The sequence below is a fragment of the Micromonospora sp. RHAY321 genome (genome assembly GCF_023896955.1).
In the GTDB taxonomy this organism is placed as follows: domain Bacteria; phylum Actinomycetota; class Actinomycetes; order Mycobacteriales; family Micromonosporaceae; genus Micromonospora.
This window is the reverse complement of record NZ_JAMHIW010000001.1, coordinates 304,328-327,727: the sequence shown is the minus strand read 5'-3', so window position 1 is coordinate 327,727 and position 23,400 is coordinate 304,328. Positions and strand designations below refer to the sequence as shown.

15 protein-coding genes are annotated in these 23,400 nt (G+C 66.4%); 4 read left to right on the top strand and 11 right to left on the bottom strand.

Going from position 1 to position 23,400, the window contains the following annotated elements; all coding sequences use genetic code 11:
- Positions 1–5: 5 nt before the first annotated feature.
- Positions 6–1,676, bottom strand: coding sequence for a DEAD/DEAH box helicase family protein (locus M8C17_RS01520; RefSeq protein WP_256481919.1), 1,671 nt, complete (start codon positions 1,674–1,676; stop codon positions 6–8).
- Positions 1,673–4,030, bottom strand: coding sequence for an ATP-binding protein (locus tag M8C17_RS01515; protein WP_252414312.1), 2,358 nt, complete (start codon positions 4,028–4,030; stop codon positions 1,673–1,675). Before M8C17_RS01515 ends, M8C17_RS01520 begins: the two co-directional genes overlap by 4 nt.
- Before the next feature lie 301 nt (positions 4,031–4,331).
- Between M8C17_RS01515 and M8C17_RS01510 the strand changes: the two genes are divergently transcribed.
- Positions 4,332–5,273, top strand: a complete 942-nt coding sequence (locus M8C17_RS01510) for an Eco29kI family restriction endonuclease (RefSeq protein WP_252414310.1) — start codon at positions 4,332–4,334, stop codon at positions 5,271–5,273.
- 55 nt (positions 5,274–5,328) lie between these two features.
- On the opposite strand, the gene M8C17_RS01505 is transcribed toward M8C17_RS01510, so the two are convergent.
- Entirely contained in the window at positions 5,329–5,754 is a 426-nt protein-coding gene (locus tag M8C17_RS01505) for a DUF4259 domain-containing protein (protein WP_252414309.1), read from the bottom strand.
- 153 nt (positions 5,755–5,907) lie between these two features.
- Here M8C17_RS01505 and M8C17_RS01500 point away from each other — a divergent pair, with 153 nt between their 5' ends.
- Both M8C17_RS01500 and M8C17_RS01495 read left to right on the top strand, forming a co-directional pair.
- Positions 5,908–7,212, top strand: a complete 1,305-nt coding sequence (locus tag M8C17_RS01500) for a DNA cytosine methyltransferase (RefSeq protein ID WP_252414307.1) — start codon at positions 5,908–5,910, stop codon at positions 7,210–7,212.
- A 380-nt stretch (positions 7,213–7,592) separates the two neighbouring features.
- Positions 7,593–8,012 (top strand): very short patch repair endonuclease, encoded by a 420-nt coding sequence (locus tag M8C17_RS01495; RefSeq protein ID WP_252414306.1) that lies wholly within the window; start codon positions 7,593–7,595, stop codon positions 8,010–8,012.
- 320 nt (positions 8,013–8,332) lie between these two features.
- Here M8C17_RS01495 and M8C17_RS01490 read toward each other — a convergent pair whose 3' ends face one another.
- The 4 genes from M8C17_RS01490 to M8C17_RS01475 form a co-directional block, all read right to left on the bottom strand.
- On the bottom strand, positions 8,333–10,198 hold the full coding sequence (locus tag M8C17_RS01490; protein WP_252414305.1) for an ADP-ribosylglycohydrolase family protein: 1,866 nt from the start codon (positions 10,196–10,198) through the stop codon (positions 8,333–8,335).
- Positions 10,198–10,911 (bottom strand): DarT ssDNA thymidine ADP-ribosyltransferase family protein, encoded by a 714-nt coding sequence (locus tag M8C17_RS01485; protein WP_252414304.1) that lies wholly within the window; start codon positions 10,909–10,911, stop codon positions 10,198–10,200. Before M8C17_RS01485 ends, M8C17_RS01490 begins: the two co-directional genes overlap by 1 nt.
- The gene (locus tag M8C17_RS01480; protein WP_256482005.1) at positions 10,908–12,257 is read right to left on the bottom strand and encodes a 3'-5' exonuclease; all 1,350 of its coding nucleotides are present in this window, start codon (positions 12,255–12,257) and stop codon (positions 10,908–10,910) included. The genes M8C17_RS01485 and M8C17_RS01480 overlap by 4 nt, the downstream gene beginning before the upstream one ends.
- A 500-nt stretch (positions 12,258–12,757) precedes the next feature.
- Positions 12,758–14,608, bottom strand: coding sequence for a hypothetical protein (locus M8C17_RS01475; RefSeq protein ID WP_252414303.1), 1,851 nt, complete (start codon positions 14,606–14,608; stop codon positions 12,758–12,760).
- 75 nt (positions 14,609–14,683) lie between these two features.
- On the opposite strand from M8C17_RS01475, the gene M8C17_RS01470 reads away from it, so the two are divergent.
- On the top strand, positions 14,684–16,276 hold the full coding sequence (locus M8C17_RS01470; RefSeq protein ID WP_252414301.1) for an HNH endonuclease: 1,593 nt from the start codon (positions 14,684–14,686) through the stop codon (positions 16,274–16,276).
- 855 nt (positions 16,277–17,131) lie between these two features.
- Here the strand turns inward: M8C17_RS01470 and M8C17_RS01465 are convergent.
- From M8C17_RS01465 to M8C17_RS32090, 4 genes are all read right to left on the bottom strand, one after another.
- Positions 17,132–17,365 (bottom strand): hypothetical protein, encoded by a 234-nt coding sequence (locus M8C17_RS01465; protein WP_252414300.1) that lies wholly within the window; start codon positions 17,363–17,365, stop codon positions 17,132–17,134.
- 386 nt (positions 17,366–17,751) lie between these two features.
- Complete coding sequence (locus M8C17_RS01460; RefSeq protein ID WP_252414299.1) at positions 17,752–21,750, bottom strand: hypothetical protein; 3,999 nt, start codon at positions 21,748–21,750, stop codon at positions 17,752–17,754.
- Positions 21,743–22,174, bottom strand: a complete 432-nt coding sequence (locus M8C17_RS31775; protein ID WP_308209336.1) for a DUF6375 family protein — start codon at positions 22,172–22,174, stop codon at positions 21,743–21,745. The genes M8C17_RS01460 and M8C17_RS31775 overlap by 8 nt, the downstream gene beginning before the upstream one ends.
- Positions 22,171–23,106, bottom strand: a complete 936-nt coding sequence (locus M8C17_RS32090; protein ID WP_252414296.1) for a radical SAM protein — start codon at positions 23,104–23,106, stop codon at positions 22,171–22,173. The genes M8C17_RS31775 and M8C17_RS32090 overlap by 4 nt, the downstream gene beginning before the upstream one ends.
- Between the last annotated feature and the right edge of the window lie 294 nt (positions 23,107–23,400).

The window sequence follows — 23,400 nt, the reverse complement described above, 5'->3', positions numbered from 1 at the left end:
TATCTTTAGTCGACTCCTCCGTCGGCGGGGAACTGCAGGCGCACCTCATCGGCTGCGGTCTCCAGGCTGGCGGCGTCCTTGATCCAGTGATCGAGTAGGTCGCCGATGGTCTCGTCGCTGAACATGATCCGCGAGCCGTGTCGCCGGGACAGGGTCAAGCTCTCGCTCTCAGCGGCGTCCAATGATCGCCGAAGGTCGAGGGTCGCGGCGACCCGGCGGATGTCGGTGACGAAGTCGAGCACCTTGAGCGCCTCCTTGCCCGGGCTCAGCCGCAAACCGCGGCCGAGTTGCTGGACGAAGATGCGTCTGCTGTGGGTGACGCGTAGGAACGCGATGAGATTGACGTCGGGGACGTCGACGCCCTCGTTGAATACGTCCACGCAGGTGATGATGGGGACACGGCCGAGCCGAAATTCGTTGAGCAGGACTTGGCGGCGCTGTCGCGACAGGCCGCTGTGCAGGAATGACGCCGACCGCCACTCCCGATCGGCGCTGGCGAGCCGGGAGGCCATGCGTTCGGCGTGTTCGATGGTCTGACAGAACAAGATGGCCCGTGGGTCGGGGGTCAGACGCCAGGCGTCTCGGAGTCGTTCGATGATTTCCTCGTCGCGCTGAGGTAGGAACAGCTTGCGGTTAAGTTCTTTAATGGAGTACCCGTGCTGACTGGCCTCCTTGACTGTGTCCCAATCGACGTTGTCAACGAAGAGCCGGTAGTCCACGGCCGACAGAAAGCCCGCGCGCATGCCTTCGGCGATCCCCATGGAGAAGCTCGGCGGCCCGAACCGGGCGGTGATGTCGAATTTGTCGCCCCGCCAGGGGGTAGCGGTGACGCCGAACGTCAGCGCATCACCGCACAGGTCGAGCAGTTCCGCAAACCTACCCTGCTCGGCGACGTGGTGCGTCTCGTCGACCATGACCAGATCGGGGCGCCAGCCGGACCTGACGGCACCAAGAACCGACTCGACGGTGCCGACGAGGACCCCGTCGTAGGTGCGGGGCCTGGTGTCGCCGGTGAGTAGCCGGGTGGGGACACGCTTGTCGAGGTGCCGCCACATCGCGCGCTCCAATTGCTCGACCAGGTCCTTCATGTGCGCGACGACGAGAACTCGAGCTTGAGGGCGTCTCCGAAGAAGGCGATCAATGGTCTCCCCGCCTACCACCGTCTTGCCCAGCCCTGTGGCGAGGATCAACAAGGCGGTGCCATTCGCGGCGAGATCGGCCTCGATGGCGTCGGCGGCAGCAGACTGGTAATCGCGCAGAGCGTAGCGGCCCGGAACCCGGTCCGGCATGCGCTGCCACAGCTGAGCGAGGGTCGGGCCATCCCACACCCGGATGCCCACGCCGACGGACCTCAATGCCTCCAGCCGTTGGATGGCGGGTGCGTTGACAGCGGCGTTGGTGACAAGGACGCACTTGTCGGCCCGATAGCGAGTGCGGGCCCGTTCGAGGTCATCGACGCCTTCCCGGCCAATCGCCCCCCGGCTGGACCACTTGCATTGCAACACCCACTGCTCGCGATCACGGACGGCCAGAAGGTCGGCGCCCTCGTCGCCAGCGCCATCGACGATCCGCACGTCGGAGAAGCCCATGTGCCACAACGCTCGCTCCACGGCATGAGTAAGCCCCCGTGGACCACCCTCGAGGAGTTCCTCGGCCGAGAGGAATCCATCGCTCATGCTCCGACCGCGAGTTGGTCGTCGAGCATCCGCACACTTAGACGAGTTCGCTGCAAGATCAGCGGGTTGTCCGCGTTCGGGTGCTCCACCAGCATCGCGACGTCACCGAGCGGACCGGCCGTGCGGGCGAGGCTCAACCGGGCGGCAGCGCGGGAGGTCAACGTGGCGTAGGGGTTGCTGAACGTCTTGCCGTCCATGAACGCCTCGGGCCAAGACTCCAAAAGTGTCACCAGGTAGAGAGGCGGAGCGTGCAGGACGAAGTCGCCGTCCTCGCCGAGGGTGGCGGTGCGGGAGACCATGCCGTTGGCGATCATGTCGTTCTCGACGCTGCTGACCTCGTCGGGGCTCAAGTACTGAAAGGCGCGACGAGGTTCGTCTTGGACGCAGGCGGCCATGCGCGCGCGAATGACGCTGAGCAGCTCTCGCGCCTCACCGACGACGGCGTGGGCGTTGAGGGCGGTGTGGGGAAGGCACTCCGCCCGCAGCGACGCGACCAACTGGGACAGGCTCGTCGAGCTGTCTGCCCGCACTCTCAGCACGGCGGCGATCTCAATCAACAAAGGCTCGGTCACGTCAGCACCGAGCTTCGCGAACGCCTCATGGACCGGATCGACGAAGGCGGTGGCACTGCCACCTGGACCCTGGACCAGCAACACCGGGGTCGTCTGGCCGTCCTCATCGACCAGCCGGGCACTGGACAGACGTCGCGTTTCGACGGTCAAGTGACCAAGGCGGGCGAGGCCGAAGTCGCGTGACAGTTCCGGCATGACTTCGGAGTCCGCGCGAAGGCGCTCGATGCGCTCCTGGCTGGTCTCCCTCCTCGGCGTCGGCACGGTGACGGGCCGATTCTTCGCCGTGAGCGTCGTGGTCGCATCCGACCCCGTGGGTCCGCCGGTCGATCCCGACCCACTGGACAGGCCGAGCGCCTCCAGGACGGCCGCCTCGTCGTGGGTGGCGGGATTGTCCTGCTGGGCGGTGTCGAGCTTGCCGCGTTTGGCCCGCGCTTCATGACTCTCGACGGCTTCCCACCACAGGTCGTCGTTCTGATAGCGCTGGTCGCCGTCGTGGAACCGCTGCGCCCAGCGACGGGTCTCATCGTGGATGGGCCCGTGGCCGTCGCCGGGAATCAGGTGTCGCTTGCCGACAGCGTTACGTCGGAAGCCCTTGTACAACAGGCCCAGCGGACTGTCGTTCTCCGGATACCCGAGGCGCTTGGCCTTCTCCGGCTGTAGGGGGCCCGACCCCCGGATATAGTCGATCGCCGCCCGCCAGCCACGATCTCCATAGTCGAAGGCGTTCTTCTGGTATACGACCGGCACGTGGTCGAGGTGGATCTCGCCAATGAGCCGACCGCCCTGGTTGGCGAGCTCGATGGGATACTCCGTGTCGACCAGGCTCAGCGGATCGTTCGGGTTCTGCCAGTCGAAGACTCGCTTGTCCCATTGAAGGATCTTGCGGCCGTTACGGAGGAAGTCGAATCCGAACTCGCGCTTGTCCAGGTGCCGCTGCACACCAAGCCAGCCATGTAGGCGCCGCTCGCGTCGGGTTAGACGGCCACCACCGCACCGCTGGCAAGCACCGCGGTCGGGCTCCTGCCAGTTACCGCAGTCGGCGCAGGCGTCAGCGTCGGCGTACTTCTCGTTGATCGCGATGTAGGCGGGGATGGTTTCGGCCTTGGCGCCCGCGCCGTAGGTGATCGATCGATCCTCGCCCCACCGACAGTGGCGACGGGGCTTGACCCGCACACCCTGCACATACAGTTCGAAGGGTCGGTTCTCCAGGAGCCAGGCGTAGACGCTGCCTAGGGTCTTGCGGAGGTTGTTGGCGTTGCGCCGCAACCAGTCGGCTCGGTCCCCGTCAAGCTTGCTGATCTCGATCCGAGTACCGTGGTCGTGCGGGTCGAGTTTGGGTTCAGTGATGTCAGTGGCCTCGAAGTCGTCACCGATCTCGTCAAGGTCGATCTCAACGCCGATCCATTCGGCATCGCCGGGACGGGTGGTGAGGATGCGGGTGCGGCGACCCAGGCGCGCGGTGGCCACGTTGAAGCCCATGCCAAAGAGGCCTAGCTTGTCGTAGCGGTCGTTGCTGGACCATCCCGCGCGCACGGCCATCTCGAGGATGTCACGGCTCATACCTCGGCCTGTGTCGGCGATCTCCAGGCGCGCGTCGGAGGACTTCGTGGGTCCCGGGAGGCTGACCCGGACCTTGAATCCGCCCGCCCACGGCTGGTCCGCCCGCACGATCTCGGTGAAGTCGTCGAACGAGTTGTCGATCAACTCCGCGACGCACTGCCAAGGATCGAAGTCGATCTCACCTAGCATGCTCAGGATCCGGGCGGAGGGCGTGATCTTCATATGTGGTGTCTCCAGTTGTGTCGCGCCGCTGGGCGACCAGATGGCAAGTCGCTTGATATCACGAAACCCCGCGCCACGGGTGTCGGCTGAGGCTAGACGACGGCTCCGACATCCTGCTGGAGCGACGCTGCCTCACGACGGTCGCGGCTCCGGGCGGCGGCTCGGCTGCGTTGTCACCCTGATCGATCGCGCCCTATCGGTCTGGGTCTCGTGAGTCAATGAAGTTGGGTGCGGTGCTGGTCATGTCGCCGACTACATCGCGCGACGCAAGCGGCACGCAGGGCTCGTGTAGCCTCGCAGAGTGTCTTTGCCGACTCCCCACGGTGACCCCGCCACACATGTCGTCAAGCAGCTCGCGGCCCTGGTAGACGACTTGGAGTCGGTTACTCCTCCGAGCCGAACCTCCGCACGTAACGCGCTGCGCAAGGCGCTAACGGCCGAGGTGAGCCGGCTCGAACGGGCAGTGAGTCACCTTGATCCAGTTTTGAGACCCACCAGCCTCTTCGACCCCAGCGCTCCGGCCACCACTGGTCGCATCGTCGCGCTAACAACGATCGCTCAGCAGCGGCATCCATTGGTCTCCCTTCAGCCCTTCTACGGTGCCGGCGTCTACGCGCTTTACTACAAGGGTCCCTTCGACGCTTACTCACTGCTCTCTGGCACGGAACAACCGATATACGTCGGCAAGGCCGACCCCAAGGACGTCGCGGCGAAGGACGCGGTCAGCCAGGGAACGAGCCTGTTCGATCGCCTCAACGAGCATAAGAAGAACATCGCCAAGGCCACCTCGACGCTGCGCGACGAGGACTTCGATTGCCGTTTCCTAATCGTGCAGACGGGATACCAGCGTGCGGCTGAGGAGTACCTCATCAACTTCTTCAAGCCCATCTGGAACAACGAGATCAGGATCTGCTACGGCCTGGGCAAGCACGGGGACAGTGCCACCACCCGCGCGAACAAGCGATCCCCCTGGGACACTCTGCACCCTGGCAGGCAATGGGCCAGTGGCCTCGCGGAGGATCAGAAGCCGGAAAGCCAGATCAGGAGTGAGATCGAGGGCCATCTCAAGCGGGTGCCGCCGCACGCGACGCTTGAGGCGATCCTGGCGGACTTCCTCAGCGACCTAGGTCAGCTCGCGGCTGGTAGCTTCACTACCGCTGAGAACGACAAAGCGTCTGTCGAGGCTGACGCTGTCGTCGCGGACGCGCCGGATGACGGCGTGGCGGCGGGCGGGTTGTTCTGAGCACCAGTGGCTCGCGTCAACGTTATGTCACGCTGACGGGGACCAGCTTGGCCGCCTACAGCACCACCGCTGATGCGAGGTTTGCTCGAAGCTCCTCGATAACGGCTAGCGCATCTTCCTCCTCGACGTCACCAGCCCACCCGAGGCGCCAGGTCGAGCCGTCTTCGAGCACTCCGTCGAGTGCGCGCGTGGCCAAGTCCCGCAGCGATGCGTTGACCCGAATGTCCCGTCGGCCGAGGAGGAACCGCGGAGCGTAGGCCGAGTCCGAGACCGACGCGCCGGTGAGCGACTGCAGTATCGTCGCGGCCGCCGCGACCGCTCGAGCGGCCTCGCCCACGGTGGGGGCGCGTCCGGCTGGCACGGCCGCCTCGAGTGCGCGGCGCGCCAGATCGGTGCGCCGATCAGGTGCGATCGCCTCCAGGACTCCGCACCACTCGACCGCCTCGTCGTTGTCGAACGGACCGACCTGCCAGGTCGCCATCGCCCCTCCTTCGCTGGCGTAACCAAAGCACATCCACGACGTCGCCTGCGAGCGGGCTCCAGTTGCCGACCCGGTCCCGGGCGCCCTCTCGCGAGCGGTGGCGCTCCGGAGAGCCTCTTTTCAAGATCCATAACTCCGCGGTATGCTCCTGCCATGTCTGAGCCGCCAGCAGACCCGATCAGGGACCGCACCTCGGTGGAGCTTTTCGCCGGTGGCGGTGGCCTCGCGATGGCCGTCCATCGAGCGGGCTTCCGGCCCCTCTTGGTCAACGAGCTCGTCAAGTACGCGTGCGAGACCCTCAAGGCCAACGCCGCGAGCTCACGCGGCGAGACCGAGCGCATCCCTGCCCCCGGCGAGCGATGGCCCATCGTCGAGGGGGACGTGCGCGACATCAAGTTCGACTACTTGTGGGATCGCGTTGACCTACTCGCTGGGGGGCCGCCCTGCCAGCCCTTCAGCTTGGGCGGCGTCGCCAAGGGTGACGAGGACAAGCGCAACATGTTCCCGGAGATGTTCCGCGCCATCCGCCAGATCCAGCCCAAGGCGGTCATATGCGAGAACGTCCGAGGCCTGCTGCGACCCTCCTTCAAACCGTACTTCGACTACATCGAGCGGGAGTTGCGTCTGCCGTTTGAGGAACGCGACGACGGCACCACGTGGCGGGAGCACGACGAGGTGCTGCGGAAGCGACTGGATGAGGAGCCGTCAGACCCGAAGCGACGGTACGAGGTCGTAACCACGACGGTGAACGCGGCCGACTACGGCGTCCCACAGATCCGTAACCGAATCATCATCGTGGCGTTCAGATCAGACCTCGGCGTCGACATCAAGGGCTTCCAGAAGGCCGTGCGCCCGCCATACTCGGAAGCCGCGTTGATCCGGTCGATGCTGGACGGCTCCTACTGGGAGCGGCATCCGGACGTCCCTGGCCACGTGCGTCAACGTGTCATGTCGCGACTACCGATCACCCCTCCCAAGACTGACAACACGCTTCCATGGCGCACCCTCCGGGACGCCACTAAAGGTCTTGATGACCAGCGCCCCCTCCCCCCGGTGCCTTGGGATCGACTCGACCGACGGGAGTACCGGCTCGGTGGATTCACCGACCACATCGGCTGGCCGGACGCACGCATCTACGCGGGCCACACCCCGAACGAGCTCGACCGACCAGCGAAGACAGTCAAAGCCGGAGTGCACGGCGTACCCGGCGGGGAGTCGGTGCTGTTGACCGACGACCTGCTTCCCGAACCCATCGACGGATCGCCGTACGCTTACCGGCACCGATACATGACGGTGCGCGAGACAGCGCGAGTCATGACCTTCCCCGACAACTGGAAGCTCGTCGGCCCTCGCGGTGAGCAGATGCGCCAACTCGGTAACGCCGTTCCCGTCATGCTTGGCGAGTTTTTCGCCCGAGCCATCGCCGCCGCGCTCGATAAGGCCGAGAGCCAGCCGTGACATCATCGGCGCGGTCCGACCAGCGTTGGGCGGACAAGCCACCAGATCCGAGGGCCTGGAAGGGACGAAAGGGTCGCAGCCGACAAGCGGCTTCGACCGAGCAGGACCGGGCCGCCGGCGGACCCGACCGCCGCTGGGTCGATCTGGGCGATGGACGCCAGGCACGCGCCTCCGTCGAACTCAAACTGCTACCACGAACGCGACGAATCCGCGCCTATCTGCGATGGTCAGATCGTGGCCGCTCACCCGCCCGCTACCTCGGGGAGGTCGAGCATGCCACCCGGCGCGAGAATCTGGCCGAGGGGTGGCGCCTCGCCTGGGGCCTGGGACTTCTCGCTACGTTGGACACCGCCCAGACCTCATGGGCGAAGAGTCCGGCCGTGCGAGCCGTGATGCGTGCCAACAAGGCTCGCGACACCGGCCCCGAACGTCGGATACGCTCGCTCGTACATAAAGCGGGTTTGCGATATCGGGTCAACGCTCGCCCACTGGCCGCACTGCGGCGCACAGCTGACTTGGTTTTCCCCACCGCCCGCGTCGCGGTGTTCGTTGACGGCTGCTACTGGCACGGATGCCCCGAGCACTATCGCCCCGCCCGCGCCAACGAACAGTTCTGGCGAGAGAAGATCGACCGGAACCGCGCACGTGACCGGGAGACCGATCAGTTACTCGCCGGCGCCGGCTGGACGGTGATCCGAATCTGGGAACACGAGAGCCCCGTTGATGCGGCCGGCCGGATCGAGAAGGTTGTTCGTGGATCCACGACCCCAGCAGACGAGATCGCTCTGTCTGCCGTCTGAACTAATGCCTCATCGTGTTGGGCCGCCTACGGTGGTAAGCGACGGAATGTCGTTGATTTTCAATGGTGTGCGCGGTGTGTGCTCTCCAGCGGATGACAACCGGGGTCAACCGGTGCCAACGCGGGTCCCCGTGGACGACCGCCGGTCGCATACTGGGGTTCGTCCTGGGCTGGGGAACGAGGGTGCGGGTGACGTGGGTGAACATGGTCCACTCCCTGCCACTCTGCATCGGGCCCATCCAACCGATGCCCGTTTCCGCCGAGCGGCCCGCGGTGTGGCTGCTCGCGTTGGCGAACCTAGTTGCGATGCTGGTCTCGGGACTATCGCTTTCGGGTTGCAGGCCACTCCTTGGGCTCCACTGTTACAACATCACTAGTTGGCTGGGCTTCTCGACGTTCTAACTTCATGTCCCTTTGAGTACGGGCGCGGTGTTGGCTGACCCGTACGGTACGTCCATCCGGGTCCGTGACTTCGAGGACGCCCTGAGGGCTTTTTGTACTGTGGTGGGTGTCCAGTCCGAGCCGTCGTGCCACGTCGGAAAGTAGGCTGACCGTGATCTGCACGCTGACCGATGCGGTGTCGATCGGAGTGTCTGCGGCGTGTTGCTGGAGTAGAAGCCCTGGACCGATGCGGGCTGTGCCGGAACGGACAGGGATGTCGCGGCCGGTGAGTTGGGCGTAGAACGCGGCTGACCGGGTGAGGCTTCGGGCGGCGAGGATGACGGCTGCTTCCGGCGGTACGTCTTCATTCGCTGCGGCCGTGGCGCTCCTGCGGCTGCCCGCCGTGGGCGCGCTCGACTGGTCGTGGTCTCTGCTGGGATGGTCGGCGCGCGGGGGCGGGGGCGGGGAATCAGGTACCGGCGCATCGATGAGGACGGTCTGACCGTCACTCAGCTGCAGTCGTGTGCGAAGCACGCGGTCGTCAGGGGCCTCGAGCTGGGCAATGCGGAAACCGCGCCCGTCGGGGAACTCGTGGAGCTTCAAAGAGGCGTTGTTGGCTGAGGCGTCGAGTAGCGTGTGCTTCAGCTGTCCGTGTAGGTGCCGTGGCGGGAAGCTCGGCCCGTGATGAGGGTCCACATGCCGCGCTTGGCTGTGTTCGGCGATCTTGACGAGGTAGGCGGCGTCCTGGACGGTGAGTGCGAGATCGCCGAGCCAGTTGATGCCGTGCAGAGCTCCGAGTATCGCAGCGGTCATTGAAGCGAGCGTGTCGGTGTCAGCTTTACGCAGGAATGCCGCGGTGAGCAGCCCGCCCTGTGGGCGGGCAGCGAATCGACTTGCTAGGTAGATCGCGGCTGTCGCGGTGACGGTCCCGGATCCGTTGGTCTTGGGGTCGGTGCAGCCGATTCGTTCGAGGGTTTGCTCGGGGTTGCTCATCGCGCCGTGCTGCAGCGAATCCGCGATGATCTCCAACAGTTGCTGCGTTTCCTTGTTGGTGTCGCGCCAGGTGTCGGCGAAATGATCGAGCTCGCTGCTGGTAGCCCAGCCGGCGGGCAGTTCCGAAAGGATCTGCTCGGCGTCGATTAGGCCGCCGGCTGCGGCTTCGATGCTGTCGCCGAACCCGTGGGTGGCTTGTGTCTGGGCGGCGTGTCGTAGGGCGAATGCGTAGACGAGTGCGCCGACCAGGGCTCGGGGGTGGCCGTGAGTGGTGATGCCGTCGCGCACGACACGTTGAATGAGGGCGCGCGGGGTGTCGGCCCATAGCACGTGGGGGGCGATGCGCATGGCGATGCCGTTGGCGCCTGCGTTGCGGTATCTGGCCAGTGCGTCTTGGGCGCGGGCGGACTTTCCAGCGTCCCAGGGTGGGCGGCCGGAGGCCCATGCGCCGGCTGCGCGCAGCACTGCTCCGCCGCCGCCGCGCTGGTAGAGCAACCAGGTCGGGAGTTCGGCCTCGGTGAGCCGCTGCCACCAGCGGTCACCGGCCAGGCAGGCGCGGGCAGTGGCGAGTAGCAGTTGGGTGTCGTCGCTGTATTCGCCCGGCTGGACGGGGTCGCGGTAGCGGCTGGAGTAGTGGCCGGCGTGGCGGGTCCAGCTGCGGAAGGTCATGTGTGGTTTAGCGCGGTCGCGTTCCTTCTGGCCGCCGACCAGGCCGCCGCGGGGTTCCTGCGGCCAGCCGAGCGCGTCGCCGACCGCGGCGCCCAGGAACATGCCTGTTGCGACCTGCGGGCTCAGGCGGGTGTTTCCAGTCATCATGCCGCCTTGGGAGACCAGGGGGTCTCGCTGAAGTATTCGCTGTTTCGAACAGCGTTGGTGATCTTCCACTTGTCGAACATGCCGGGTGAGATCACGTAGCTCACGTGGCCGGGTGATGCCAAACCAAAACGTTCCAAACGTCCGTATTCCTCTTCTGCTGCTGCCTCGCTGGGGAACACGATTGCACGAATGGCCGACATTTGGACCGGCGCAACGACCAGGACTTCGGCTTGTACGTCGGTCGGGCTGCCGGGGTCGTGGTTCGGGCCCCGGGTGTACACCTGTTGTCCAACGACCCTGTCCGCGTAACAGGCGCGCAGGCCCGCGACGCCGGATCGGGCGATGCCGGCTGACGCGGCGGCGTTGCGCGGGCAGAACAGGGTGCCGGGGGCTGCGGCGACCCTCTTGTTCAGGAGCAGGCAGACCCAGTCGGGATAGTTCATCATGGTCGCCTTGCCTGTGGCCTTGGCGAAGTAGAACCCGTTCGGGTATTGCAGGCTGCAGCACACTCGGTCGCGTTGGCCGTCGAACCGTTCGAGGTCGGTGGCGCTGTAGCAGGCGCGCACGTCCTGGGCCAGGTCGGCGACACTGCGCAGGAGGCCGTCGCGGATGATGTGAGGCAAGTTGCGGGCGGGTGTGAAGTGGGCCAGTCGGGCAAGTTTCATTGTCGTCAACTCGGCGGCGACTGCGAGGTCGAGCGGCGTGGTCATCGGGCGACCGTCACTTGGTAGTGACCCGAGTTGGTCGGCGGGAGCAACGGGGTCGGCGCGCCGGTGTGGGTGATGATGAGTTCGTCGCGGGCGCGGGTCACGCCGACGTAGAGCAGTCTGCTCTCCCGGGCGGCGGCCTCGTCGTAGCCGAACGCGGCGACCGTCTCGGGGTCGGGGCACCGGTCGGCGCCGCAGAACGGTAGGAACACCACGTCGAATTCCAGGCCCTTCGCGGAGTGGTAGGTGCCGGCGTATACCCCTGCGGTGATCTCCCACTGGTCGAGGCCGTCGTGCAGCGCGCGGACTCCGGGGATGCCTCGCGAGGCCCTGCGGGCTTCAGCGCGGGTGCGGGTCAGAATGCCGACCCGAGATACTTTGCCGAAGCTGGCCGCGTTCGTCGCGACGGCTGCGGCCTCGACCTCGGCCGAGGAGTATTGGACCAGCGTGGGTTTTGCGCCGGCCGCTCGCTGCGGCGCCCTCGGCTCGACCAGGTCGGCGGAGTCCTGGAAGTGGGGCATCTGGCTCATGCCGATGGCCAGCCGGGCGATCTCCGGGCTGTTGCGGTAGTTGTCGAGGAACTCCTCGGTCTTGGTCACTGTCAGTCCGCAGGACCGCCAGGACACCCGCTGCCCGTAGATTTGCTGGGCATAGTCAGCGAACAAGGTCAGGCTGCCATCAGCTGAGATAGCCGCGGCGAGGGAGCGGATTGCCTCCGGCGACAGGTCCTGCGCCTCGTCGACCACGATGTGCTTGTACCGGCGCGGCTGCACGTCGTCGGCGAGCGCTGCGCGCACCGCGGACGGCACGCCGGCCCAGTCGTAGGGCAGTCCGGACCCGGTGCGTGCGGCGAGGTAGTGCGTGCGGATCGCCCAGACCGCCTGGCGCTGCGAGGGCTGCAGTGGTTCCATACGGCCAACGCGTCGCACCGCGAGGTAGTCCTCCAGCGTGGCCAAGCCGTTACCGTCGATCCACTCCAGCTCGTCGAGGAAGAAGTCGGTCGCCCGGTCGAAAAACGTGCTCGGGCGGTAGGTGGTGGCCGTGGCCTTGACCGCCTGCTCGACGAAGTAGCGCCGCTGATTCGGGGTCGCGATCTGGTGGTTGCCCATCAGGCCGCGGGCGGCCAGATATCCGCGACCGAACCGACCGTACGTCTCGACCGTGACCCCCGGCAGGCCGGCAGCGAAGTGTCGCAAGTAGACAACCAGCGAGTTGGTGTAGGTCAGCAATAGCGTGGGGCCGTTGTTGCGGGTTCGCGGGTCGGCCAGATGCGCCGCACGGTGCACGGCCATCACGGTCTTGCCCGTGCCGGCGGTGCCGAGGATGACGTGGTGCCCTCGCCCAGCCATGTAGACCACGTCGTGCTGACGACCCTGCGGTGTCGGCAGGCTCATGCTCACTCCCTGTAGATCACCGGCGGGCGGGAGATGCCGCCAAGAGGCCTACCACTCTACCAGCGGATCCATAGTCGACACTCGCTTCCACCGGCCCAGGCCGCAGCGGAAGCGCTTGCGAAACAGCGAGAGACGATGACGATCGCCAGCCAGGCCAGAGGTCAGACCGTCCGCTTTTGGGCGGATCTGCCGTCGTCTTGTGGGTTAGGGGTTCAAGGCAACGGGCTGCACCGCGCCATCCGGCCTGCTCAGCTCAGGACAGCCCCCTGGTCTGGTCACTTCATCCAAGAGGCGGCGGCGCGGCGGCTCAATGGGGCAGCCGGGCGAGGACGGCCATGCGCTGGACGGCCATCGGCAGTCAGAGCTGTCCGACGCCCCGGCCCTGAATTGCTACGGCGGCTGATCTTGAGAGCAAGCCGGGTGGGCTTTAAGCAGGGCCTCCGTCCGAACTGACATCACGCAAATCTGTCGAGTTCGCCTGCTGGCCGAAAACGGACGAGCTGCCGTCCAGCCGGCATGCTGGGCTGATCGGTAACGAAGTTGAGGTGGACGGTGTCGTTGAGATGCGGTTTGACTCGAATCACGTCGTCAGTTACCGAGTCGACGGTGCCCGAAAGTGTCTGCTTCGCGATGCAACCCAGTGTTAGTTGCTCGCCGTTGACCGGAACGATGAGGGGCTCGAGGATGGCGAACTGGTAGTGGCCACCCGGCGCAATCTCGGCACCTAAGGTGTTCTCTATTGTGAAGGGCTTCCATGTGCCGACCAGGGTATGACCGCCGATGAGAGTAGCGGCCCGGCCGATCGTGCTTATTTCTTCGGCAGTCAGCGACGTGACATCGGGGATCACGATAGGTGTGGAGGTGGCGGTTTGAATGAGGGCTAGCGCGCGTACGAAGCGCGCGAGCGCAGGGTCCACGAGCGGATCGCCCGGTGCGATAGGCGTGAGGTCGGCAAAGGGCCCATACTCGCCGGCGACCTGCAGGACATTGGGGCTGGCGAGGTGACTAGCGAAATTCACCGCAGCAAGGGCCCTACTTGCTTGGTGCCCCACGAGCGATCGAATCGCCCATGAAATAGTTCCACCCATGGCAGTGGCATCGATCAAGGATTCCGTGTCGAGGATGCCAGAGTCGTCCGTGCCATGAGCCCAGGAGCCCGTCCGGTCAAGGCCGCTAGTCGATGACATCGCGAAGCCGAGTTCTGCTAGGGCAACTCCGTCGCGGTCAACGATGCGAAGCCTGTTGCGGAACTTAGCTTCCTCGCCCTCAGCCGGTGACAGCCGCACGCGCCCGACTGCGCCTTCGCTGAGTAGGCCACCTGGAAAATCTGCCTTGAAGGAGGCCTTGACCTCGACCGGCTTGCCATACTTCCGCCAAAGATCGAAGGCTTCGCGATCAGGCGAAGGTGAAGTGCCCTCGAAGCTGAACGTGAGTTCGAGCGGAATGGGTCGCTCATCGACTGATTGCGGCGAGCGCGCGTAAATTTTGAAGGTCAGCCAGCGGCCATTTGCGATGCTTTCTTGGGTTGCCGCTATGAGCCGGGGCTCGGGCCCCACCTCGGGACGGTGCAGATCGAGGCTGTAGCCGTAGCGGAAGTGCGGGTCGGTATCGAGCACTTTGTCGAGCCGTACTAGATGCTCACGGACCTCGACGGGCTCCAATAGCGCGGCCGATCCCTCTCCAACTGCCGCAACGATGGCCCTCTCCGGGCCCCGTAGCCTCATGTCGGTACCGAGCAACTTGCTGAGGTCGGCGACCGCGGCGCGTAAACGCGCTTCCCCGCCATGGAGGTAGTAGTCGATGACATGGCCGTAGTCGGCGGCGAGGTTCTCGCAGAAGTTCAGGCCCTTCCACGCGATCTCGCGTCCCGGTGTCTCAAGCCACGCCCTCATCTGCTGCAGTTCTATCTCTGCGAGCTCGAGTGTGGTATCTCTGGCCAGTGTCTCAAGTGCCTTCTCAGGAACGTCGTTGAACCAATCGAGGAGGTTGTCTAGCGTGGGGTCCAGCGGAGTTACTAAGTACCAGTCATTGACGGGCACCCTGCGGCGTATCAGCGCCACCAAGATCCGTTCGAACGACTTCTCAATCTGGCGCTTCTGACTTGAGTCGAGGTTCTGAGCGAACTTCTTGACCTGGTAGACGTCCCAGCGCGTGGCGTCAGTGTTGGCAGGCACGATGAGGTCGATGCCGAAGTCACCCTGGGACGGTCGGATACGTAGCGTACGTTCGTCCCTGTTGTACATCAGATTCGACAGGACGGTCTCGACCTCGTCGCCACTGAGCGCCGACCACTCCACGCGCGCCATCAGCCCATCATCGCATGGGACCTTCAGCCCGCCGAAGAGAGAGGGTAGCCGTCGGACAAACCTGGGGAGGCAGTAGTGACCATCTACAGCATCGTGGATGACGTCCGGTACCGGCCGGGTGGGGACAACGGACTTTTGCGTCACGTCCTGTTCGAGGAATGGCAGTCACGGTGCTACTGGTGCGAGACGCCGATGTTGTTCGCCACCGTCGAGATCGACCACATCCTGCCGCACACGGTTACCGCCGCCCATCTGACGGATCTGATCAGCCAGCATGACCTGCCCGCCGACTTCGACGTGCACGCACCGGCCAATCTGGCGCCGATCTGTGGTCGGTGCAACCGCGAGAAGAGCAACAACAGGTTCGCCGGCACCCTGGTGAGTGGCAAGCTCGCACGGGCCGCTAAGAAGCAGGACCGAGTGATTCATCGAGTGCTGGCCTTTGCCGCCGCCAACCAGCGCTCGGCGCAAGCGGTGGCGGCGGACCAGGCTCTGCGCTCGCCGGCCGAGGTCCTCGCTCGGGTCCGGATGCTCACCGAACGGGTCCAAGCCTTCTCCGAAACCTGGCGACAGGACATCGCCACCACCACGGACGGGGTCGCCCTGCTCTACACCCCCAAGATTGCCGCCCAGGCCGCGCCTGGACTACCGCCGCTGTTCGACCTGTCCGCTGGCGACGCCGCGACCGCCGCCGTAGAACGCGGCCTCAGAGAGGTTCGCGACTACGGTCAAGCGGTCGTCATCGACGCCCGCTATCTGATTCCGCCCACCGACAACGACACTCCCTCGATTGCGGAGGTGCTGGGGCTAACGGGGCCAGATGATCACGTCCTAATCGCTGCCGTGGGCACGCAGCTCGACCCGGCCACCACCTTCCAGCTGACTCTAGTCACCGCCGACGGCACGGTCCGCGATCGTCTCCCACTGCATGCGAACCCGATCACCTCCGGCCAACGCGGCGCCCGTATGGTCCTGTGCGACGACTCCGGCCTGTTCACTGCCCGCTTGCAGGCAGAACACCCGGACAGCGGCGGATCCATCACCATTGACCTCACCAGCGAACGCATGGCAGGGCGCTACCCCTACAGGCTCCTTGCCGCCCTGCGCCTGTTCCGCGACGCCGAGCCCACCGACCGGCTTGAGGTCCGCCTCAACGACTGTTCTCTAGGCACGCCCGTCGACAACGACGCCGAGCAGATGGGTCAGATCCTGCTGGCGCTTCGCTACGACGGCGAGCTAATAGCCGCGCTTGACCGGATCCAGGCCCACACCGGACAACGGTTCCCTGTCCCCGAAGAAATCACCGCAGCGGAGCGCGCCGACCTGCTGCTGGCCGCACGGCTGCTCGACGGCCAGGCAATCACGCTCACCGACGACGTGCTCACCATCACCGTTAAGCCCGAAGCGATTGACGCCTTCCTGCAAGGCCAGCACAAAGACCAGCCCGGCGAGCTACGCATGCTGGGAGCCGGCTACTCCGTCACCTGCGGCACGCACCGGATGAAACTCGGCCCGGTCGCCATCCGGGCACCACACGTGGCTCTGATCAACATCGGTGAGATGCGCGTCGCAGCCCGAACCAAAGCACCCGTCAAGGCCCACTACCAGTGCCTGCCAGGCTCCAGGATCGTCGTACAGCTCTCGCCGCTGCACGCGGTGAGGGCCTGATCGTCGGCGAGACGTCGGTTGAGCCGATGCGGCGCTCAATCAGAGCGAAGAGACCCACCCGCCCCTAGGCCTAGCTACTGCGGCAGTGCGCGCCGCGCGTCGGCTTGGGCGGGCGGCGCCTATTGGGAATTGATGGGTAGCCAGACCAGGCTGGCGAGATCGACCGGCGTGTCCCGCGCTGTGGACGTGCGACGTCGATCACCGCGACCAGGGCGCGTCCTAGTTCGAAGCTGGCCTAACTGATGGGGTTGCATGAGGTCGATCGGGTACGGCAGGCTGGCGTGCCACGGAGAGTGGTTGGTCTGTCGTCCTCTGCGGGCGGCCGGCCATCGGTTGGACGGGGGACCGATTGGAGTCGTCTGCGCTGACTGGTAAGGGCGGTAGGAGTCGCATGGGCTTCCTGCTGTGGTCTCTCGGGCCGGTATTCGAGCTTCCGGTGGTCGCGCTAGCGGTCTCATCCTTCCCGGATGTGGCCTCGCCGTGTGGTCTCCAGCGGAGGGCCACCCCCGGGCAATCCGTGCCACTCCAGGTCAACCGGGGTCAACGATCATGGTGGCGGACCGGCCCGGTGTGATCCGCATGTGGTCATCGGTCGCAGCACCCGGCCGGTCTCGCTATCTCCGGCAAGGGCGGTGATCTTCTACCTGACCTCCGGGTCAACTACACATCCCGGCGGCCCAGACGCCCCCAAATCCCGTTCCACCAGCGCCCCGCCACGTCCTCCACCACCGCATCGTGCAAACGTTCGAATCATGGCCGGTGTTTGGTGGCCCGTTGACCCGTATGCGGCTGTGCCGACCGTTCTGTGGTCCGAAACGGCCGCACCCTTCGGCCTGCTGGCCGCCCGCGCCGATGTCACTCGTCGTGGGGGAGCGGCCCGTCGTACTCGAAGGTTGGCGGATCAGCCTCGCCGTCACAACGAACACAGCGGTACTGCTCGGGTGGGCTGGGGTGCTCGCGGGCGCCGAGATAGGCGCCGCTCTGCGGCAGGATGATGACCTGCGGGAGGAACCCGTTCTCGTCGACCTCGATCGGGGTGATGCGGCCGTCGGCAGGTCCACCGAGCAGCCATGCCTCGAACGCGGGCATCAGCGATACACCAGCAGCGTGGCGGCGGCCGTCAGCAGCCCCGCGACGGCCGCAATGAGAGCCGCCACCGTGCCGACGAGACCAGTAACACCGGCGAGGTCGACTGGTGCCGTCTGCCAGTGCCTGCGTCGTAATCGGCTGCGTCCACCCCGGGTCGTGGCTGCTCTCCCCACCAGTCGCAGGGACGTCTCGTCGTCCCTGCGGAGGTACTTCAGCCGGCAGAGTTCGGCCGATCAACCCGCAGCGGTGCCATCTGTGGATATCTCGGCGCCTCTGATTCGGCAAGCGCCGTTAGCGGGATGCCGCACCTGTACGGGACTTCGGCGGATCGGGTTGATGTAGATGCTTAGTCCGGGCGCCGTGCTGCGGTGCGCGGGCGCCGGATGCTACGAAAGGTCGAGGTGCCGGACCTCGCGCCATACCTGCTTGTTGGCCTTCCATGCCTGTGCGATCCATGGTGGACGTCGGGAAGGGAACGGGCGGGGGTGCCGTTCACCCCACCACAGCAGGACCAGATGCCGTCCCCGGGCGTACTGCTGGAGCACATCGCGCCGCAGGTAAAGCAGGTGGCCGGTCATCCGTGGCGGGGGACCGTAGGACAGGCTCGCGGGTGCGCCCGCCTGATCGAACTGGTGGAACGCCTGTGGCCCGGCGCGTAGCCGCATCGCCTGCGACAGCGACTTCGACGGGACGAGAACCGTCCCGATGCCGGTCTCGGACGGGTCGTAGCCTTGCCAGGTGATGCGGTGCGCGAGCACCTCCACCTCGACCTCGGTACCGCCGATATTCATTGACCTGCCGTATGGGTTGCCCGGCCACACCTCGTGGGCGTTGCGTGCGAAGTCTGGATGCCACGGGACCTCTCCCGCGAACGTGTAGTAGTCCTGCGGCGGCTCCGGGAACCAGTGACGCCCGGGGTAGTCCGCCTCGGTGACCGCTTCGGTGATCGCGTCGGCGTCTGCCTCGGTCGCCAGCAGCGCGAACAGCATGCCCCACACGCTTCGGCCGGATGCCTGTGCGCTGGTCTCCAGATGCCCGCCGACGGCGATCCACGGTCCTTCATGCTCGCCGAGCCGTGGAGCTTCGACCAGTTCTGGGGCTAGGTCGACGGCGCCGTCGACCACCCAGTCCTCGACGCGCGGCGGACTGGTTCGCGCCCAGTCGGGCACCGTCGCCGGCAGCAGCGCGAGACGGTCGGGGAACGACGGATCGACCGGCAGGTCGGAGATGCGTTCCTGATCCGGGGAGCGCTCGCGGCCGGCTTCCATCCGCCCCGCCGTGGCGTAGAAGCCGATCCAGCTGTACTTCTTCCCGTAGCGCTCGGTGTTACCGGTGCCGCGGGACCGGGCGGCGTAGGTTGCGTTTTGGACTTGTTCGTCGATCGGGCCGAAGGTGGCCTCCCGCCAGCCCAGCGCCCAGATGATGCCTCGGATATCGGCGAGCAACTGCACGTAGCGGGGATGGTCGCGGTCGTAGTTGGCTCGGTCCTCGAGCAGGCTGCCGATGGTGTAGTTCTCGAAGTCGGGTTGTAGGACCGCGCTGACTTCGTCGCTGCGTGGGTCGCCGGCCGGCAGCGGCTCGGCGGTCGCGGGAAGGCCGAACACGGCGTCGTCCGGTGTCGGGATGCCCGCGGGCAGGGCGTCCGGCCGGAACTGGTGCGCAAACTGGATGATCCCGCGGACGTAGAGCCTGATGAGCCAGTCATCGGTGGGTCGGGTCGCGGCGGGCCCGAGCAGCGTGTCGCGCAGCCCGGTGAGTAGTTCAGGAAGAGCCGTGAGGTCGGTGGCGTTGCGCTGGTGGGCCAGTACCACGCCGTAGGCCGCCGCGACGGTGCCCTGGCCGACGTACCGGTCATTGATCTCCAGAGCTTCGAGGGTGAGTGCGAACAACTCGTCCGGGCAGCGCCGGCCGAACCAGTACAGCGTCCGGGTGGCCTGCTCCCGCAACGTGCGCTGGGTACTGGTCAGTAGCCACATCACCCACCGGGCGCGCAGGTGGTCCCGCTGGTCGGTCGTCTCGGCCGTGCTCCAGCGCTGCTGCAGATCGCGCAGGTCCTTGGCCAGGTCCTGCCATCGTGACCGGGTCCATTCCGTCCAGACGAGGTCGCGGTGCGCGAGTTCCATCCCGCTCAGCGTGTCGTGCAGGAAGGTCGCGTTGAGCGGATGGGAGAGAGCGCCCCGCAGCAGTTGCCAGCTGGTGAACAGCCGGCTGTGATCGGCGCCGGGATCGCGCAGGAGATCACCCAGTGCGTCGACGGTGGCCGCGTCGAGGTAGCGGGCCTCGAGCGCCGTGGTCAGCGGGAGCGCACGACTGCGCAGCGGCTGCGGGACCAGGGTCCACAGTTGCTGGTGCCGGCGCCGTGGCAGCAGGCCTGCGAGGGCGGCGACGATGTCCTCGGCCAGCGGGTGTGCCGCATCGTGGCCGGTGGTGAGCGCATCGACGGTGGCCGGGTCGCCGAGCCACTGTTCGATGGCTGGACGGTTCCGTGCCGTGATCAGCGAGTCCGCGATGATGTGCCCGGCCAGCGCGTCGAAACTGATGATCATGCCGAATTTGCCGGGCCGCGCGCGTATCGGCGTGCGCAGCAGAATGCCTTCCTGCTCGAGCAGGCCGACCATGCTGGTGTCCCAGTGCGGATCCTGGTCGACCAGCTGCCGGAGCCGCTCGAACTCGATGCCGTGGGCGCGCCGATCCCACAGCAGGCTTCCGATCTTCGCCAGTGCTGCGTGCACGTCGGCGGCGTAGACCCGGCGGTGTGCGGGAGCCAGCTGGGCGATGCGATCGGCGGCCTGGTCCAGGTATCGGTCGAAGACCGCGGTGAGCGAGCCGGGCATGGCTTCCAGGCCAACGACCTCGCGCCGGTCGGGGTTGGTCACCTCGCAGAACAGGCGCAGCGTCAGCGGGTTGTCAACGACCTGTTCCGGCAGGTCCGCGTCCGTTGTGTCGATCCGGTAGTGGGCGAAATAGCGGTCGAGCGCCGGCTGCCGGTCGCTGCCGAACCCGTCGATCGTCAGCTGCCGCGTTCCGGTCGGCAGGCATTCGTCGACGAACCTCCTGCGCAGCGTCACGACCAGCAGCACGTGCGGGTAGTGGGCCAGGAGCGGCTCGACTGCGCCGAGCAGATACTTCCAGCCGCGGGGGTCCTCCGCCTCATTTAGTCCGTCGATCACGAGCGGAAGCCGCCGCTGGGCGCGTTCGCCGGCGGCATCGAGCGCGGCTAGCAGAGCCTCCATGGTCGGACAAGCCCGGCCACCGATCGACAGCGTCTGCGCGAGATCGTCGAGGGTGTCCCGGGTGCCGAGCTGACGGCCGTGCAGGAAGATGCCCGCGGGGCGATCGCCGCCGTCGGCGGTGAGCTGGGCGGCGAGGTGGGTTTTGCCGTTACCCGCGTCGGCGACGACCGCGACCAGCCGGACGTCGAGATGGTCCTCGATCGCCATGATTAGGGCGTGCGCGTTGTTCAGGTCGTCCAGCGCATTGGTCGCCGGCAGCGCCACCGCGCTGCGGGCGTTGCGCAGCTTGCGCAACAACACGCGATGCTGCGTACTTACCCGGGGAGTATTGGCGTAGCGGCTGCGGAGCGCCTGCCAGTCTGCCCGTTCGAGATCGGCGGCCACCGCCAGGCACTGGTCGCGGCTGGCGGCGAGCGTCGCGACGAACGCCTCGGTCTCGTCACGCAGAGCAGCGGGTACGTCGGCCGGTAGCCCGGCGGCCAGCCCGGCGCCCGGGATCTCGAGTGTCGATGCGGCGGCGCTGAGCTGCGTCCGCGCGCCGCGGTCGCCGAGCATCCGCTGAATGGACCGTTCGGCGTTGATCGGCTGGTGAGCTTCGGGTAGCCAGCGGAAACGGACCGGGGCGACGGCGCGTGCGTGGAGTTCCCGCAGGGTTTCCCGGGTCAGGACGAGTTCACCGAAGTAGGTCTCTCGGTACAGCTGCCCCGGGCCGGCCAGATGCTCCTCGACGTTCGCGCTGGTCCACAGGGTCAGTCGCATGTTGCCGGCGAGCGGCTTCAGCTCGTAGAACCAATCCTGGTCCTTCTTGGTGAGGGGATGGCGTGTCCACAGCACCCAGTCGGTCAGGTCCGGCAGATCGCGGACGGTGTCCTTGACGGCCTTCTCGATCTTGTCTCTCCGGGTGGTGCCGATCGCCCGCCCTGGCGGGAGCTCGTACCATCGGCACTGCCAGCCGAACCACCGACCCGCCTCGCCGAGCGCGCAGTCCTGGTCGAGTCTGAGATGGAACTCGATGCCAGCCTGATTGGCGGTGGCCTTGAAATCCCCGCCCGCACCGTAGTGGCGGTGCATCAGATGGCGGCAGAGCATCTCGAAGTTGTAGGTGGCGGCGCCCGGCAACCGGCCGAAGGTGTCCCAGCCGACGCTACCCATTGCGTCGCACACCGTCGTCGTCGAGGCGCTTTCCCTCCTCCGGGAAGTCGTGGGCGGAGAACATCTCGATGCGCGCGCCCTTTGTGAGGAGGATCTTGATGTAGGCCTGGACTTCGGTCTCGTCGGTACGGATCACCACCGAGTCCCCGCGTGCCACGACATTGGCGCTGTACGCCAACTGTTCGAGCTCGGCCGGGCCGAGGCTGTGCACCTCGAGGGCTTGGAGCAGGGCGAGCATCGAATCACTGAACCGGGACGGCGGCTGGCCGTACTCGATCCTGCCGGCGTCGAGGTCGCCCTGGACGCCGGAGGCCAGCCGGTCGATGAGCTCCTTCACGGCGCCCGCCTCGCCCGCGGAGGCGAACTTGCCGACCATGACGAGGTTCATGGAGTGTTCGGAGCCGTAACCCCACCAGATCCTCACGGGGTGGCTCCGGTGGTCCGCAGGACCGACAGGGCGGCCATCAATCCGTCCTTTCCGATCGGCGATCCGCCGGCCTGGTACGAGGATCTCTTCAGGACGCCGTCGGCGGTGATGTGAGCGTAGGCGTCCAGTGGCTGCTCTCCCGGGACCGGCGCGGTCACCGGCAGCCCTTGGATGCCGGTCGCGCCGATCGTGACCGCCAGCGGTCCCCGATAGCGGTTCAGCCAGGCCCGCATCTCTGACAGGGTGACCTGGTCGATGCCGTGCCAGCGGGCTGTGGGTTGCTGCGGGAGAAGCAGGAGTTCGCGCGCAGCGGCCTGCGTCGCCACGTCGGCGACCTGGTCGAGCTCGTGCACCGTCCGCTCGTTGACCACGACATTGATGCCGAACGGCGCCACGTCCCGGACATCCGCGAGGCGGTCGAGCAACGCGCCGAAGGGTCGTCCCCGTAGCCGTTCGTAAGTCTGCCCGACGCCGTCCATGCTGATCCGGATGAAGTGCACCGCGCCGGCGAGCCGGGTACAGACGGAGGCCGTGAGATGGTGACCGTGACTGGTGAAAGTGACGGCGAGATCTGTCTGCGCTGCGACGAGTTGGCACATCTCGGGAAAGCCGGTGACCAGTGTCGGCTCGCCGCCGCCGAACCCGACCCCGAAACAGCCGTGCCCGTCGAGTTCCTTCGCCCACGCCACCACGGTGGCGGTGTCGTGGCGGCCTGGGGTCTTGGGCGCATAACAGTAGGAACATCGCAGGTCACACGCGTTGGTCAGGGCCACCGAGACCTGCCGCGGCGCGAGAGCGACGGACTCGTCGGTCCCCGGCTGATCGATGAACAGGTTCATCCCGGTTCGGCGATCGAACACATGCGTGCCGAGCGCGGTACGGCGCGTCTTGATCCCGGCCCGCGCGCCAGCCGGTCCGGCCGCTCCCACCGGGGCGGTCTGCGCGGAATCTGCTGCCACCCCACCGCATCCCTTCGGAGCCCCTGCATACGGACGATACCTGAGCGTGACGTCCGGCAGTACATAGTGCCACGCGCGGGGATCCTGCCCGACCGCCGGTCACCGCTTCGGACCGGGAGATCGCAACCACGCGATGAGGGGCCGCCTGGTTTCATGCAAATCGCCCCGCCGCTTGTTTCTCAGCTTCGCGCGGAGCCGAACCATGGCGACGCGCCGCGCGTGGGGGCCGGGGGTCTCGCTGGTCGCCTTGAGCTACTTCTTGAA

Excerpts from the sequence above, each read along its gene's own strand:
- M8C17_RS01520 (WP_256481919.1), bottom strand. The coding sequence starts at position 1,676 with ATGAGCGATGGATTCCTCTCGGCCGAGGAACTCCTCGAGGGTGGTCCA.
- M8C17_RS01515 (WP_252414312.1), bottom strand. The coding sequence starts at position 4,030 with ATGAAGATCACGCCCTCCGCCCGGATCCTGAGCATGCTAGGTGAGATC.
- M8C17_RS01505 (WP_252414309.1), bottom strand. The coding sequence starts at position 5,754 with ATGGCGACCTGGCAGGTCGGTCCGTTCGACAACGACGAGGCGGTCGAG.
- M8C17_RS01500 (WP_252414307.1), top strand. The coding sequence starts at position 5,908 with ATGTCTGAGCCGCCAGCAGACCCGATCAGGGACCGCACCTCGGTGGAG.
- M8C17_RS01490 (WP_252414305.1), bottom strand. The coding sequence starts at position 10,198 with ATGACTGGAAACACCCGCCTGAGCCCGCAGGTCGCAACAGGCATGTTC.
- M8C17_RS01485 (WP_252414304.1), bottom strand. The coding sequence starts at position 10,911 with ATGACCACGCCGCTCGACCTCGCAGTCGCCGCCGAGTTGACGACAATG.
- M8C17_RS01480 (WP_256482005.1), bottom strand. The coding sequence starts at position 12,257 with ATGGCTGGGCGAGGGCACCACGTCATCCTCGGCACCGCCGGCACGGGC.
- M8C17_RS01475 (WP_252414303.1), bottom strand. The coding sequence starts at position 14,608 with ATGGCGCGCGTGGAGTGGTCGGCGCTCAGTGGCGACGAGGTCGAGACC.
- M8C17_RS01465 (WP_252414300.1), bottom strand. The coding sequence starts at position 17,365 with ATGCCCGCGTTCGAGGCATGGCTGCTCGGTGGACCTGCCGACGGCCGC.
- M8C17_RS01460 (WP_252414299.1), bottom strand. The coding sequence starts at position 21,750 with ATGGGTAGCGTCGGCTGGGACACCTTCGGCCGGTTGCCGGGCGCCGCC.